The following is a 14,980-nucleotide window of genomic DNA, read 5'->3' as shown; positions in this document are numbered from 1 at the left end:
AACCGGCTGTCATGCTTAACCAGCTGGCTCAAATATTTTCCGGTGTTCAGGTTGCTGGCTGGCGAGAATAGCCCCGATAAACCGACCTTATCTCGTCGCGGAAGCTTCTGTTGATGCGATTCACTCCCTTGCCGCGTGCCCCGCCAAGAGGTGTCGCAAAAGCTTCACGCCATGTTCGCTTGCGAAGTGGTCCAGCTCCCGGCGGGTCGAATGTTTACAGCTCCGAAGGACAAGGGGAAAAGACGCCAAACTCGCGAAAGGCGTTTCGGGAAGAAGTGCGGGTGCATTGCGCACAGCCACAAGATGTAGGTCGTTGGTCAGGACGGGTTCCGGATTGAATCTGCTGATCGACGAACTGTCATAGATGACCGCTAGGTCCAGCCTGCCATCACTCAGCCACTCCAGGAGGTGTCCCTGTTGATCCCTCGACGATTTGCATCTGCGTCCCGGGAAAGTCAGTTCGCAATCGCGACATCAACGGAACGGTCAACAACAGTGCAGTCGACGGCATGATGCCCACCGTAATCGCCTTGCCGACGACCCCACTCATTGCTTCCAGTCTAGCGTGCACGCTTGCCAAGGTCGCGGTCACCGACCGTGCAGCTTCAAGTACGACCGCGCCTTCATCGGTTAGGACCACGCCGCGTCCATCGCGATGGAAGATCACAGCGCCGAGTTCGGACTCAATCTCGCGCACAGCCCGGCTGAGGGTCGACTGTGTAACGCCAAGGACGATTGCCGCACTGGAGAGGCTCCCGTGCTCTGCAATCCTGATCAGATACAAACAGGATACGAGATTCATCGGCTAGGTTCCAATCGGTTTATGCTGGTCCCGAATTTAGGGCGCGGAGCTGAGTCCTGTCACGGCGGCGAGCGGACGCGAAATCGCAACGCCAGCACCCCGCCGAAAGGGCGCTGTCCGATCGAATGATCAGCGGATGTCGCGAATGCCTACTTCACCCGATTACATTCTCCGCCACCGGCGTCGCCTGAAAGGTTAATAACAAGCGCCGATCTTAGCACCCATGCGATCGCCACCGGCCGGCATGTCCGAATGGGACTGCGTTTCGAATATCCACTAGAGACGCCGGTCTATCGAGTAAACCGGCTTAAACTTAGCGAATTCTTCCGTCGGCGGGTCGCTAATTCACGCACCGGCCCTGATTGGACGGCGTCGATCTGAGTCTGCATTTGCAATCATCAACGCCGTCTACGGGTCCAGAATATGACTGCCGCCTTAGCGGGCAGGAGTGAAGTGCTACAGGTGCCTAACCAAACGGACGTCCCCTGATGGGGACGTCCCCGCTTATTCTTAGGCAACCTTGGCGCTCAATCCCGCATCTAGCGCCGAGACAAGGGTCTTTGCCAGCTCGTGATCGGAGCGGGGGTTCTGGCCGGTTATCAGTTCCCGGTCGTGAACGACGTAGGGCTGGAAATCCCGTTCGCTGCGGGAGACATTGCCGCCGGCGAGCTGCAGCGCATCGACTACGTGCCACTGCATCTTCGCGTGCAGGATCTCATCCTCGATATATTTCTCTTCCTCATTGGTGAAGATGGTCATCCTGTAGCCCGCATAGGGCCAGCCCTCGGCGGCGGCAGCCTTGGCGGCACCGGTATCGTTGTCCTCCAGTGCCGTGCGGAAAGCCTTCATCTCGGTCAGCGATGAGATCAGGGCAATCGGACCATGGCACAGCAGCGCCGTCGGCTTCGCTCGCATGTGGAAATGTTTCAGTATCGTGCCGAAGTCTGCATCCTGCGACAGGTCGACGATCGGTGCTTGGCCGCCCGGCACAAAGACAGCCGCATATTTGTCAAGGCCGTCGGCGACGACCGACGTGAGGGTGCGCGGATGCTGCATGGCGGGGTCGGTTTCGAAAAAGGCGATCGCCTTTTCGAACGCAGCCTGATTGTTTTCGAAATGCCCGACCGCCCATGACACTTCGTCGATGATCGGCTTGGTGCCGGTCGGCGTTGCCAGCACATAATCATACCCCGCCTCCACGACCGTCATGACCGGAACGACGAGTTCGTTGAGATAAGTGCCGGTCTTGCCGATCACGCCGCCGGCCAGTGGAATGCGATCGGCTGCCGATACGGCGACGAGAATAGTACCCTTGCTCATGGTGCCTCCATGGCGTTTGTGTGACGCCTGCTAGCTGTTGGGTGCAGTTGAAGCGCGGATGGGATCATCCACCTTCACAATCATGATTTCGTAGCGGCGAAGGTGCAGATGACCCTATCTGCCGGTCAATCACCGCCGCCTTATTCTAGAAACGTCGGCAGTGGAGCTGAAGTAAAACCCCGTGAAACGGAGTTAATTCGGACCCCCCTGGGTGATGGTGCTATCACCGGCTTTCGAAGAAATAGCAGCATCGCCCCCGCCTGAATGGTGACGAGATGCCAGTCGTTCATGCAGCCATCCTCGACCCAATACCGGCATATCGGCGCAATCAAGATCCCGTTTCAAAGACGATGAGCCACGATCTCTGTGAACTCGAAAAGATGGGCTCTTGCCACGGTTCGATCTCCATTTATCGCGCAGGCTTTGCGTTATTCTCACGCCGCAGCGAATTGAGGGGCGCGCGGCAGCGTGACGGCAAACACGACCAAGCCAAGAAACGTGAGGACGAACCCTGCCCATACCGCCGAGAGCAGACCGAAACCGGCGGCAATCGCCGCTCCGCCGGCCCAGGCGCCGAAGGCGTTGGCGACGTTGAGCGCCGCAAGGTTCATAGCGCCCATCAGTGTCGGCGCCTCCGGCGCAAAGCTTGTCAGCCGCACCTGAATCGTCGGAATGGCGATCATCATCGTCGTGCCGACGCTGAAGAGACCAATCATCAGAAATGCGACATTGTCGCCCAGCGAAGCAAGGGCTGCCAGCACGATCAAGGCGCTGCCGAAACCGACGATGAGGCCGCGCGACGGATACCTGTCGGCGAGGCGCCCGCCGATAAGATTGCCGGTCGTCATGCCGATGCCGAAAAGGGCGAGCGCCAGCGGGATCCACGCCGGATCGATAAACGCGACATTGGTCACGAACGGCCCGATGAATGTGTAGACGGCAAAGATGCTGGCGACGCCAAGAGCAGCGACGAGCATCATGATCCAGACGGCTCCGCGGCGCAGCGAACTGAGTTCCTGCACGATCGCTCCCCCGTTCAGCGCATCAGTCCGAGGCACCCATGCCCAAAGCGCCATAAGCGCCAGCACGCCGACGCCAGCGACGGCGAAATAGGTGTTACGCCAGCCGAGGTTCTGGCCGAGGAAGGTGGCGAGCGGCGAACCGATAATTGTGGCAACGGTCAGCCCGGTCATCACGAGCGCAAAGGCTTTGCCACCATGTCCGGGTCCGACGATATAGGAAGCGACGACGGCGCCGGCACCGAAATAGGCACCCTGCGGCATACCGCTGATGAAGCGGGCCATGGCGAACATTCCGAGGTTGGCGGCGAGTGCTGAGAGCACGTTGCCGACGATGAACAGGCCGAGCAAGGCAAGAAGCAAGCTCTTTCGGTTCAGCCTAGCGGCAGCGAGCGTGACAAGCGGCGCACCGATCACCACACCGAAGGCATAGGCGGTGATGGCGTTGGTTGCCACCGGTATGCTGATATCAAGACTGTCAGCAAACAGTTGAAGAACGCCCATGCTTGCGAATTCGGATGTGCCGATACAGAAACTCCCAAGCGCCAGCGCAAAGAGCGTGAGGCCGCGCCGCCGGCGTTGTGCCGCATCCGTACAATGGATCGCGACCGCCGTGCATTGAGGTTCAAAAGCTTTCTGAAACATGTTCCTCTTCGAGCTCCTCTGTTCGACCTAAGGGTGGGGATCGAGGGCAGCGAACCTTCGCCGGAGTTTCCCCTTGGTGCCACAACCAGGCCCGTTGCGGCCGCTCATAGTAGCGATGCTTCGGGCCGCATGGGGTTAAGCGTGGTAAAACTTCGAGAATTTTCTGCGTGACCTGGCAGAGGCTGCCCCAATCGAATGAAGCTTCGAGCTTAAGGGGACGGTCGAGGATTTCGGTGCGAGTGGCGAACCGGTGACGGCAAGGTAGCTCTTGGGACGCGGCAATGCGCGACGGAACGCCACGATTCCTTCATCGGCATAGAGTTCATGGTGCCAAGGCGCAGCTATTCCTTCTCATATTTTAGCGAAGGCTGCCGGGATCGCAGGCCGAGTACCGCCGAAGCTGGTATATTCGACCGACCGATCAGCTGTCACGCGAACGAGAGCGGGCGAATTCACCGGAAACTACAGCGCTTAACTCTCTCTCCGGAGAATCCGACGCTAGATTGAACGGGCATCGCCGAACGACATCTGCGCCCTAGCGCATGGGCGCAGAGCTCCGCGCTTATCAAGGCAAATCATAAACAACGACATCGAGGCCCCCCATGATTGAAGTCGTCCAAGCATTCGATCGGTCGCCAATTGCCGAACTTCCAAGCGACGATGCGGCCGCACTCGAACGAAAGTTGAGCACCGCCCAGCACCTGTTTAAAGATCGACCCAACTGGCTGAAGCCCTATCGTCGTATCGAGATACTTCATCGGCTCGCCGCTCTGGTTCAGGACAAACGCGCAGATTTCGGCCGATTGATTGCCCGCGAAGGCGGCAAGCCTCTCACCGATGCGCTTATCGAGACTGATCGCGCCATCGATGGGATCCGCTACGCCGCGAATGAGCTGCGGACATGGGCCGGTCGGGAAATCCCGATGGGCCTGACGGCGGTAAGCGTCAACCGCCGCGCCTGGACTGTTCCGGAGCCAATCGGCGTCGTTGCCGCTGTTTCGGCCTTCAACCACCCCTTGAACCTCGTCGTTCACCAGATCGCGCCGGCAATTGCCAGCGGCTGCCCGGTCATCGTCAAGCCGGCAACGGCGACGCCGCTCAGTTGCGTCGAACTGGTCAAACTGGTGCATGAGGCGGGCTTACCCGATGGCTGGGTGCAGACCTTCCTGCCCGAGGATCGCGCCCTCTCGGAAGCTTTCGCAACCGATTCCCGGATCGCATTCCTGAGCTTCATCGGTTCGGCAAAAGTTGGCTGGCAGCTTCGCTCGAAGCTTGCGCCCGGTGCGCGCTGCGCGCTCGAACATGGTGGCGTGGCGCCGCTGATCGTCGACAGGAGTGTCGATCTCGACCGGATCATCGAACCGATAGCAAAGGGCGGCTATTACCACGCGGGCCAGGTCTGCGTATCAGTGCAGCGCATCTATGTGCACACGGACATTGAACAGACATTTATCGAGAAGTTCGCTGCCCACGTCGCGGCGTTAAGAACTGGCGATCCGACATTGCCTGAAACCGAGGTTGGGCCGCTGATCACGCCGAAGGAGGCTGACCGAGTTGCAGGCTGGATTAAGGAGGCTGTCTCGGCAGGTGCAAGAGAGTTTGGCGGTGGGCGTGTCAGCGAGACGACTTTGAAGCCATCGGTTCTTGTCCGGCCGCCGAAGGACGCCAAGGTTTCAACTCTCGAGGTCTTCGGGCCACTCACTTGCATCTTCCCCTTCGAAACCCTGGATGAAGCCATCGCGGAAGCCAACGCGCTGCCGGTCGCCTTCCAATCGAGCATTTTCACGCAAGATCTCGCGGCAGCCTTCTATGCTGCCGAACGTCTCGACGCCTCTGCGGTCATGATCAACGATCACACAGCGTTCCGCACCGACTGGATGCCGTTTGCCGGACGCCGTGAATCCGGCTACGGCATCGGCGGCATCCCTTATACGATGAAGGAGATGACAGCAGAAAAAATGCTTGTATTCAAACTGTAATGATCGGACGAGAGAGTGCTTCGTCCATCCACCGCCGTCGCTTCCTCTCCAACAAATGCGACGATGATGGACCGCGCTGGCCTAACGCTGAGTGTTGTACCCCAGAGAAGTTACCGGTCTCAAAGGTTTCAAGGTCACAGAGACGAAGACAGGCATGAGCACTTCGTTATTGCAACGATCACGTCGTCCTGGCGTAAGCCTCCTCATTGTCCATGTCTGAAGTCGCGTCGGAGCGGCACTCTCGAACGAACGCCGATAAGGCCGCTTGAAATTTCCGAAGTTCCTCATAAAAGGGAAGGTGTCCCGATTCCGCGATCACCGTAGCGGCTGGAACTGACCGCACCAGAAGCCCGCTGGCCCCAGGTGTGCGGGCCCAGTCGGGACTGCCACTCAGAATCAGTGTCGGCGGGAGCGTTCAATTCACCGCGCGTTACGAACTTTAACGCCTATTTTGCGACGAACGATCTACGCTTCAACTGCGGGGTGTGCACGAGCACAAGTCGATGGCCTTGCCTTCATGCAACAGGCGCCTCGACCTCGCGCGCGAACCCGACATGAACAAAGCAGATGAAAAAGGAGAAGACGATATGGCATCCGTCGTTGAAAGAATTGCGCTTCCCATTTCGCCCGACCACGTGTGGAAACTGATCGGCGGGTTTGGTTCACTCCCCGACTGGCTTCCCTTTATTTCGAGCCTTGAACTCCACGACGGCGGCCGCATCCGCCGCTTTTCAACGGTGGAGGGCGCGCAATTTTCGGAAAGGCTTATAAGATTTGATCAGGCCAAACGCAGCTACACCTACGAACTTGTCGAGGCGCCAATTCCGGTCGGCACCTATCGTTCGACACTGGGCGTCACGCAGAGCGATGCGGACAGCGGGTCCGTGGTGGAGTGGTCGGGTGAATTCAAACCAGTCGGTGTGACTGAAGCAGAGGCAGTCTCTGTGGTATCCGGTATCTACCGGAACGGCTTGAAATCCCTCGCGCAGCAATTTGGCGTGGGGAGGTCGTCCGAAGCCGCCGACATTGAATTGAGGACCGCTAACTAAGCTCGCCGCGCGCTTCCTTCGTCAGGGCGGGTTTCCGTTTGAAACCGGCCCGGGCCGCGAGAACGGGTGTCGGCCAGGAAGATGGGCGCGGCCAATATTACATGACCCAATCCGGACCCGACACGATCGCACGGGCGGCACGGGAACAGTCGAAGCCTACGGTAGGTCGGCAGGAGCTGGATGACGCTCTCGAGGAAATCCGCGATTATGTCGTGCCTAACGACGGTGAGTAGTTGGATGTCGATGTCTGGCTCGAGAGAACGGTCAGCGTCAGCTAAGCGGTCAGATGGTGGAAGATTTCGCAGGTTGCCTCGGGGCGATCGCAAAGCAGCTTTCCAAATAGATAGGTGTGCGCTTTCGTCTGCGATTCCCAATTCCGGCCATCCAGCATGCCTCTGTCCTAGACACGCCAATCAGTATCGATCCGCCCTTCCTCCGCCTTGTGAAAGTACTGCGAGCAGACCAACCACCCTTTCAGGGGCCTCAACAGGACGATGCAGGCAGCGAGGGTCAGCGGCAAAGTGACCACAAGGTGAACCCATAACGGGGCGTCGAAGGTCAACTGGAGCCAGAGAGCGAATGCGAGCGCAGGAACCGCGACGATACTCATGGCGAAGAATGCTGGTCCGTCAGCTGGGTCCGCGAAGGAATAATCCAGGCCGCAAACCTCGCAACCGGGAGCCAGCGACAGAAGGCCGTTGAATAGATGACCGCGCTGACACCGCGGGCATAGTCCTTTGATGCCTGTCAGCGCGGGATTTTTGGTTTCATCGTACTCGCTGGTCATCCTCGGACCTTTGCAATGCGCCGACCAGTCATACCGCTTCTGATTTAGGCGGCAACACCGAGGCGAACTCGTCACGAGCCGTTGGGTTCCCGTCGATCATCTCGTAGACGGCCTTTGATCTGCCGAGCGTAGTCATTAGCGAAGGTGGCCCCGAAAAGGGTTCGCCACCAATGTGCCAGCCGTCCGTATGTAGTTCCTCGATCAGAACCCAGGTCACCGACCTGAACGCCTCGGAACCTTCGAATTTCACCATGACGTCTGTGATCGCCTTCGCCAAGGCATGTTTCTGGGTGCTGGTGAAGACGCCGTCGACCAGTTTGATGTTCACGAAAGGCATGGATATCTCCTGTAAGATTGAATGCGGAGGGCAACGATCACACTTTCGAGGCCTGTCAATGAACCTCGACGACAAGCTTCCCGTTTGCCTTGCGATTCTCCAAAAGTTCATGAGCGTCGGAGGCCGTCGCCAGGGTGAATTTCCTCGGATCGACCCGCGGCGAGACCTTTCCAGCTTCCACCAGCTTCGTCGCCTCTCGCATGATGTCGCCGTGATGTTCTCGTCCCTCGCCGGTTAGAAGAGGGATCAGCGTGAATACGCCGGAGTAGGTTGCAGACTTGAATGACAACGGAGCTAGCGCGTGTGTCCCCCAACCGAGGCAGCTCACGACATGACCAAACCGTCCGACGGCTTTGAAAGCGATGTCCAGCCCCGGACCGCCAACCGTGTCGTAGACAACATTGAAACCTCTTCCGTCGGAATGCTTCGCAACGTAGCTGTCGACGTCATCTGAGGCGTAGTCGATCGGCGTTGCCCCGAGACGATCTCAACCGGACCGCAAAGAGCATCAAACGCAATCTGCAAGAGCGCATTGATTCCGCAGTCGAAGTGCTAAATGAAGAAGATCTCGCAAGGGTCGCCATCATGTTAGATGCATTGGCCGCTGCTCGGTCTTAGGCTCTGTAGCGATCAAGATGGTCGCCTTGAACGGATCTGAACCGCCGCCTCTCTGATTGCGAACCACTTTAAGTTTGGCGCTTTGATATTACTGAGCTTTTGAGGCTATCTCGACATGCAGACCGTGCATCAACGGCGTTTACTATCACTTTGACAAGGACGGCTATGCGCAGAGCCGCAGCCCGGCGTTCCGCGTCGTCGATACGCGTGACTTCAAACCTTAGTATTTGATGTCTCGTCCTGTTTGACGTCCTTTTTGCTTGGTGGCGCGTTTATCCTGCCGGCATGCAGCATTGCTTTGGTCATTGGCCGCGCGGCAGTCCTGCTTTGTATCCCGCGCGCCCTGGCGGGTGTCTTGGCGGACATCACGCGCAGATTTGCGCTGCTGTCCCTGCTCTGTCGCGACGGACATTACTGGCATGCCCAAGAGGAATATTGCAGCCATCGAGGCAGCGGTGAAAGACTTGAGTCCGAACATGGTCCGTCTCCCGTTGAGAGGCCATAACTATAGCCTTGATGCTCTCAGTGGCGGCGTGAATGCCGCCACTGTCACAGGTTCTGCTACATTTTAGAGACCGCTTCCATGGCGTCTGCCAGCGTAGAGCCGGTGTTGCTCTTGCAATAGGCGGCGACCTTCTCCGCGTTGGCGTGAGCCTTTTCGCCGTCGATCATCGCACTGCCAGCTTTTCCGTGAACGTACCCGTTCACCCACATGGCCACGCCGATGGTTTTGGCGGCAGACATGTCGCCAACTTCCTTACAGGTAACCTTTGACATGTCCACTTCCGCGGCCAAGGCCTGGCCTGCCAAGCCAAGACCTGCAAATGCTATTGCGATTGAAACTAGGCGCATCATAGTCGTCCTCCCAAACACCCTTGCCCCTTACCAGAGCGAGGGTTCGTGTGTGCAGTGATATGTTTGGAAACCACAAGGGGCCGCGGTCAACTCTGATCGCGGCAGGTCGCAATTTAGAAACAACTAATAATAGCACGATACGTTGAAGGATACACGTAGTTTTTAATATGCGAAGGATGCCTCGCCTTCTCGGTAAACCACGCGGCCTGCTCAGGCGCCACCGAACGGTGCAAGCACTACCGTGATGGCGACCCGCCACGGTCAGCAAAGGTGGCGAGATCTTGTTCACGATGCGCAAGAAAATATCGATGAGACCTTTCAAAGGTTTGTTCTTCTCTGGCGTGCTGGCCCGCCCAGAAGGCGAGGTCGCGCTCTCGGAGGATTGGAAAGCTCGAAGTGCCCGGTGCTGCAATTCTTAAGGCAAGGCGCCCGGTTCGTTTGCGGCATTAACTGCACCGGCGCGGGAAGAAGGCTGCGAAGGGCAAGGCCGAAGATGCCATTCCCGTCTTCCAACGTCGTGAACATCATGGACGCGCTGCGCAAGTCGGTAGAGGCCGACCTCAAGAGTAAAAGGGCTTCATGACGGGCCACCCAGTTGTGCGAGCGGAAGTGCATCGTCGTAACAAACAAGAAACGCTCTTCGCAGGGCTCGGCCTTAGGGGAAATTTCGGCTCTTCACCTTCAACGTATCAATGTGAAGATCCCGCACATATCCCGAGCGGGAGACTATGCCGAGCCTGTAAAGCACGCGATTTTCCGATAAATCCTGACAGCAAGCTCGGTATATTTTTCAACTGCCACGCCCTAAGAGCCGTCACCGATCTCCGCGAACGCGCTTCCCTGAGGTGCTCCCCGATTATGGCTTAGCAGGAGATGGGATTTTCCGGGGCTATAAGCGCCTCATCACGCTCCTCTCCGTCGGCGATGTGGCGAGAATGCGCCTCAAGGAGGCGTACAGCGTGCGGACTTGTTCGAACAAGTTTCATGCTTTCTCCCCGTAGCCGGATATCGGCTTGATACCCTCGGCGCCAAGATGGCCCACATGATCGAGAACATCGGCGCAACAATAGACATCTTCGGATTGCTGAACTGAATGCGTTCAGTCGCGACCGTGCAAAGCCAAGGCGAAAGATGCCGCGATGCCAGCGCAAGTTTACTCGGACCCAGAAGTCCTAGTGAAATCGCGACCATGACCGAACGCTTATGCGAGGTGGCAAATTCCAAAAGTTTGGAGATACTTTCTTTTTAGGATAGTCTAATATTTTATCTTTCTTATTTGTCGATTACATATACGATTGCGTTCGGACGCGATGATTGGAATGGAGGTTCCAAATATCCAGATCCGCCATCGGCGGTATGCCAATCGGTCAGAGAGTGCCCGAAGGATTTCACGACCGCCTTGCATTTGGATATTTTACTGACGCCGATTTTTTCGGGTCATCCCGTTGGGTCACGCAGATCATTGCGGCGGCCACAGAACAATTCAGCCTGCACACCAAAAGGGGATATCAATGAGAAGCTTCGTGACACTTATCGCGACAATGTCAGTGGCGCTTTCGTTTGCGATGGCAGCCTACGGACAAAATCCCGTTCCCAGCGCCAGTGATGTGCTCGTCAAATACGGGGAGGTTGAGGACTGGACCGTCTATACCAATCAAACCCGCGGAGATTGCCTCATCGTGCGCGACTTCGGTTCAGGTTCGGTGCAGATGGGCGTTACCGCAAATCAGGACGTCGGATATCTCGGCGTGTTCTCGAAGGCTGATATCGGCCTTCAGAACGGGACCAAATCGGAAATCTTCGTCTCCATCGCCGGCCATCTCTATAGTGGTGTCGCCACCAGCACCCATGGAGAACTCAAGGGCGGATATTCGGGCGGCTACATCCTGACGAACAGCCCGGAATTCAAACGCGCCGTCGCGAAGAAATATGAAATGATCGTGTTTCCGGAAACCAAGGGAACCTTCGTCGTCGATCTGAAGGGAACTTACAAGGCAATGGAACTGGGCCGGAAGTGCCTCAAGCATTGACCTTGATGTAGAAAGACCTGTCCGTAAACTCGGGAGACTACGTCGTATTGCCGCCTACCCCGGCAGCGGCAAGACCCGCGTGATCCTCGCAAAGCTTCTTGGGCTTGCAGATACCGTCGACAAATCCCCCCGATTTATCGGTTGCATAACCTACACAAATGCGGCCGTGGATGAGATTGAATCCTGTAGAGGGCTGCGTGCGCCCCGACCACGAGGAGTTTGCGCAGGTGCCGGTTGCCCATTTTGGAAATGGAACCCAGCCTTGGTTTGCCACCGGTCGAATGCTGCGTGGGGACAAGGCCCAACCAGGCTGCGAACTCACGTCCGCCTTAGAACAGCTTTGGGTCTGAGACGCTGGCCGAAAGGCAAGTAGCGATGACGGGGCCAATTCCGGGAACGGTCGCAAGCCGAATACTGACATCGTTGTTGCGATGGGCGGCAAGGAGCGCCTTGTCTAGCTTTGCAATCTGCCCCTCGATCTCTGTCCGTCAGGTGGATTTCAAAGAGCCGTACGAGCCCGATGGTTAGCTCCCACCCCCAATTGCCATTCTTTTTCAATGGCTTCTGCACCAGTGGATGACTTGGCCGGACAAGCGCCTCCGCCATCGCGTTCTGAGAATGCAACCTTGGTTTCGAGCCACAAGATTAGTTGCCGCACTTCTTGCCGTGTGAGCAATACTGCAGTCACGTCCACTTCCGCCGGCAGCCCACTCTTGGTATCGACGACATTGAAAAGGCCGTAAGCTGCCGGGACGCAGACGTATCTAGGTTTTTTTTCGATTGTGACATCGCTCGCCCCTGGGTTTTCCACCTTCAAATATGTGGACCGCTACGTTTGTTCGTGGAAATTTTGCCGACCCGATAGTCGCTCGGAGCTCGGTTTTCTCTGAAGGCTATCAGCCCCGCGTGCAACGGGCATTGAGCGAGATCAAAATAAGAACTCCCCGTTCTTGATCGCTATCAATGCAAGACACTCGCGATTTTGGTTGATTGTAGGAGGGCAAGATCCCTCCGATCGGAGATTCCAGCAGAAGAGTTCACCTGATGCGTTGGAACCAATGGTACAGCTTCAATAGCTACATCCGATCCTCGCTGTGGATCGTTCCATTTATCGCTCTCGTGCTTTACGTCGGTGCAATCCGTTACGCGTACCTGTTCGATGCCTGGATCCTGTGGGCAGATGTTTGGCCTTGGGGCGTCGAGGGAACCCAACGCATGTTGGAGACGATCATCACAATGACGCTAACCTTTGTTGTATTTACCTTTGGTTCGCTACTTGTGGCAATTCAGGTCGCGGGAGGTCAGTTAACACCCAGGATCATCGCAACGGCGCTTCTGAGCGATAATGCCATCCGCTTTACGGTCGGCCTTTTCATATTCACGCTGCTTTTTGCAACGGGGGCCCTCGCAAGGCTCGTCACCACCGTTCCACACGGCATATCCGGAATTGCCGGGATGCTGGGCTTTTGTTCCATTGCCGCGTTTCTTTACCTTATCGACTATGCCGCGCGCCTGCTGCGACCGGTCAGCATCATCCTGAAGGTAGGTGAAAAGGGCCATCGCGTCATCAAAGATGTTTACCGCCAGGGTGCTAAGCATGAAGATACGCATGGAGGCGTTTTCGTTCTGTCTGACGTGCCCGACCGCATCGTGTACCACAAGGCGAATCCGGCGATCGTGGTGGCCGTCAATCTGAACGCCCTCGTCGCGCTCGGCGAGGATAAGAACTGCGTTATCGAGCTTGTCCCAAGAGTGGGTGACTTCGTCGGGACGGACGAGGCGCTGTTTCGGCTGTTTGGCCCAACACTGCCACGCGACCGGGCGCTGAAGGCCCTTGTGGCCTTCGGACCAGAGCGAACCCTCGAGCAGGATTCGACATTTGCTTTTCGAATCATTGTGGATATCGCCATCAAGGCTCTCTCAAAGGCGATCAACGATCCAACGACGGCAGTTCTCGCCATAGACCAGCTTCAGCGCCTTCTCTGCTTTGTCGGCAGTAGGCAGCTTCTCGGGGAGGAAATTCGCAGCAAGTCAGGAAAGTTGCGGCTTATCCGCAAGACACCGAACTGGGAGGACTTCGTAGAGCTGACCTTCAGCGAGATACGATTGTATGGCGCGGAAAACTTCCAGATCGCGCGGCGATTGCGCGCCGTGATCGAATACGCCCTGCAAGTATTGCCGGATGACCGACATCGAGCGCTGCTTAACGAACTAGACCTGCTCGACCGGATGCTGGAGCAAATCTACGTCCTTCCGGAGGACCTGATACTTGCACGAACACCAGACACCCAAGGCTTGGGTGGCGCGGGCGGGAGGTCGAATCTTGCCACCGCCGGTCTCGATCCGCCTTTGCGCCATACGTCGAGCCATTAGGAGCACTGCCCCTATCGACTCGGCGGAGGTGCCAAGTTTGGATAGGGGGTGTTTTGGCAACGTCCACGCATGAATCGACAATGAAAAGTCGTCACGGCTGAAAACAAAGGTAACCGGTGTTCTAGCCCCACGTTGTCCTGTCCTTCCTGATCTGTGATCGCTTTTCCATGGACGAGCAACGGGAGTTTCTCCATGGAGAGAGCATTGGTGCAGGGATCGAATTTCAACGGTTACCGCCTATGAGTGTTTGGTCGCAAGCAGCGGGATTGATCTGCATACCATGCCGCATAAGCACAATTCCGCCCGCCGCCATCACATCGGCAAAATGAACTTCAAGGTGACGAACTGGGCGGAGTACGAGGCAGGCCTTCGCCCGCGGGGCAGCCTGACGCTTTGAATGAGCGCGGAAGCTCTGTCGTTATGGCAGGTGTGCATAAAAGTCCTCCTGTATAGATCGCTGGCGACATAGAGGTCGACAGTCAATTGTCGATATGCCCGACTTGATCATCCTTCGTTCGACCGGGATGCATCGCTTCTAGCTGTCTGCTGGTCGCTCATAGAATGGTAACGGGCCTGCGACTCTTCGGTTTCCATTTTCACGCGAAGGTCCTCTGAAGAAAAGCGAGTGCCTTCTGAGCCACCAGGACGCGGATGGTCGTTATTGCCCGCATAAGCAGGTTTWGGATCTCGGAAGTCGAGAGGCGATCGACCTCGTTGGCGGCCCGCACGAGTTCGGAAACAAAGGATGGAACACTCCAAGGAAACGATTTAGCCAGAGAGTTCAATCCTTAGCATGGACGCTGGGCAGTCTCGACTATGGGAGGGATCATCCCGGCAGAAGGAGCCGCCTCATCAGCGGCTCCCAGCCCAATCAATTGATCGACGACCACTGACTACGGACGTCGTCCGCGCTCTTGGTCAGATGAACGTGTTTATCGATGTGATCCACCCAATCCAAAGGAATTAGATGATGCTGACCATCGTCGGAATCCGACTTTGTGAGCTTAATCCGAGACGAGCCGTCCATATGGTCGACGGTGCCAACGTGGGTGCCGTCTGCGCCGATCACTTCCATATGTTCGCGAACCTGTTCTGCAGAAATCATTGGAAATTCGTAAGCGCGATTTTCGATGCGCATTGACGGCAGCAAGACCGATGAACGTGCG

14 protein-coding genes and 5 pseudogenes are annotated in these 14,980 nt (G+C 57.0%); 8 read left to right on the top strand and 11 right to left on the bottom strand.

The features are described from left to right. Positions 1-120: 120 nt before the first annotated feature. From AC1DTN_RS11875 to AC1DTN_RS11860, 4 genes are all read right to left on the bottom strand, one after another. Positions 121-366: a type 2 periplasmic-binding domain-containing protein gene (locus AC1DTN_RS11875; RefSeq protein WP_439019318.1), complete on the bottom strand. Its 246-nt coding sequence runs from the start codon at positions 364-366 to the stop codon at positions 121-123. 22 nt (positions 367-388) lie between these two features. After that, positions 389-802, bottom strand: coding sequence for a LysR family transcriptional regulator (locus tag AC1DTN_RS11870; protein ID WP_439019104.1), 414 nt, complete (start codon positions 800-802; stop codon positions 389-391). 510 nt (positions 803-1,312) lie between these two features. Then, on the bottom strand, positions 1,313-2,122 hold the full coding sequence (locus tag AC1DTN_RS11865) for a type 1 glutamine amidotransferase domain-containing protein (RefSeq protein WP_439019103.1): 810 nt from the start codon (positions 2,120-2,122) through the stop codon (positions 1,313-1,315). A gap of 434 nt (positions 2,123-2,556) precedes the next feature. Next, positions 2,557-3,786 carry an MFS transporter gene (locus AC1DTN_RS11860; protein ID WP_439019102.1) on the bottom strand — a complete coding sequence of 410 codons (1,230 nt, stop codon included), beginning with the start codon at positions 3,784-3,786 and terminating at the stop codon, positions 2,557-2,559. Positions 3,787-4,388: 602 nt separating this feature from the next. Between AC1DTN_RS11860 and AC1DTN_RS11855 the strand changes: the two genes are divergently transcribed. From AC1DTN_RS11855 to AC1DTN_RS11845, 3 genes are all read left to right on the top strand, one after another. Further along, positions 4,389-5,765 (top strand): aldehyde dehydrogenase family protein, encoded by a 1,377-nt coding sequence (locus tag AC1DTN_RS11855; protein WP_439019101.1) that lies wholly within the window; start codon positions 4,389-4,391, stop codon positions 5,763-5,765. Positions 5,766-6,319: 554 nt separating this feature from the next. Continuing rightward, complete coding sequence (locus tag AC1DTN_RS11850; RefSeq protein WP_439019100.1) at positions 6,320-6,814, top strand: SRPBCC family protein; 495 nt, start codon at positions 6,320-6,322, stop codon at positions 6,812-6,814. A 101-nt stretch (positions 6,815-6,915) separates the two neighbouring features. Further along, positions 6,916-7,047, top strand: coding sequence for a hypothetical protein (locus AC1DTN_RS11845; RefSeq protein ID WP_439019099.1), 132 nt, complete (start codon positions 6,916-6,918; stop codon positions 7,045-7,047). Positions 7,048-7,214: 167 nt separating this feature from the next. Here the strand turns inward: AC1DTN_RS11845 and AC1DTN_RS11840 are convergent, their stop codons facing one another. From AC1DTN_RS11840 to AC1DTN_RS11820, 5 genes and pseudogenes are all read right to left on the bottom strand, one after another. After that, positions 7,215-7,601 carry a DUF983 domain-containing protein gene (locus AC1DTN_RS11840; RefSeq protein WP_439019098.1) on the bottom strand — a complete coding sequence of 129 codons (387 nt, stop codon included), beginning with the start codon at positions 7,599-7,601 and terminating at the stop codon, positions 7,215-7,217. A 28-nt stretch (positions 7,602-7,629) separates the two neighbouring features. Further along, positions 7,630-7,938, bottom strand: a complete 309-nt coding sequence (locus AC1DTN_RS11835) for a tautomerase family protein (RefSeq protein WP_439019097.1) — start codon at positions 7,936-7,938, stop codon at positions 7,630-7,632. A gap of 55 nt (positions 7,939-7,993) precedes the next feature. Beyond that, positions 7,994-8,419, bottom strand: a pseudogene (locus AC1DTN_RS11830) (zinc-binding dehydrogenase); the annotation flags it as partial. Positions 8,420-8,776: 357 nt separating this feature from the next. Then, on the bottom strand, positions 8,777-9,034 hold the full coding sequence (locus AC1DTN_RS11825) for a hypothetical protein (RefSeq protein WP_477852864.1): 258 nt from the start codon (positions 9,032-9,034) through the stop codon (positions 8,777-8,779). 83 nt (positions 9,035-9,117) lie between these two features. Next, positions 9,118-9,411, bottom strand: a complete 294-nt coding sequence (locus AC1DTN_RS11820) for an HdeA/HdeB family chaperone (protein ID WP_439019095.1) — start codon at positions 9,409-9,411, stop codon at positions 9,118-9,120. Between the two features lie 465 nt (positions 9,412-9,876). On the opposite strand from AC1DTN_RS11820, the pseudogene AC1DTN_RS11815 reads away from it, so the two are divergent. The 3 genes and pseudogenes from AC1DTN_RS11815 to AC1DTN_RS11805 form a co-directional block, all read left to right on the top strand. Next, a pseudogene (locus tag AC1DTN_RS11815) lies at positions 9,877-9,994 on the top strand (non-homologous end joining protein Ku); the annotation flags it as partial. A gap of 928 nt (positions 9,995-10,922) precedes the next feature. Further along, on the top strand, positions 10,923-11,441 hold the full coding sequence (locus AC1DTN_RS11810) for a hypothetical protein (RefSeq protein WP_477852866.1): 519 nt from the start codon (positions 10,923-10,925) through the stop codon (positions 11,439-11,441). Next, a pseudogene (locus AC1DTN_RS11805) lies at positions 11,437-11,562 on the top strand (hypothetical protein); the annotation flags it as partial. The gene AC1DTN_RS11810 and the pseudogene AC1DTN_RS11805, both read left to right, overlap by 5 nt. 55 nt (positions 11,563-11,617) lie before the next feature. Here AC1DTN_RS11805 and AC1DTN_RS11800 read toward each other — a convergent pair. Further along, a pseudogene (locus AC1DTN_RS11800) lies at positions 11,618-11,923 on the bottom strand (transposase); the annotation flags it as partial. A gap of 562 nt (positions 11,924-12,485) precedes the next feature. Between AC1DTN_RS11800 and AC1DTN_RS11795 the strand changes: the two are divergent. Both AC1DTN_RS11795 and AC1DTN_RS11790 read left to right on the top strand, forming a co-directional pair. Continuing rightward, entirely contained in the window at positions 12,486-13,814 is a 1,329-nt protein-coding gene (locus AC1DTN_RS11795; protein WP_439019093.1) for a DUF2254 domain-containing protein, read from the top strand. Between the two features lie 280 nt (positions 13,815-14,094). Then, positions 14,095-14,208 (top strand): annotated as a pseudogene (locus AC1DTN_RS11790) (IS5/IS1182 family transposase); the annotation flags it as partial. A 477-nt stretch (positions 14,209-14,685) separates the two neighbouring features. Here the strand turns inward: AC1DTN_RS11790 and AC1DTN_RS11785 are convergent. Continuing rightward, the gene (locus AC1DTN_RS11785) at positions 14,686-14,919 is read right to left on the bottom strand and encodes a DUF2171 domain-containing protein (protein WP_439019317.1); all 234 of its coding nucleotides are present in this window, start codon (positions 14,917-14,919) and stop codon (positions 14,686-14,688) included. Between the last annotated feature and the right edge of the window lie 61 nt (positions 14,920-14,980).

The organism is Rhizobium sp. 01T444 (genome assembly GCF_056398305.1).
Note: the sequence above shows the minus strand (reverse complement) of the source record. Positions and strands in the feature narration are given on the sequence as shown.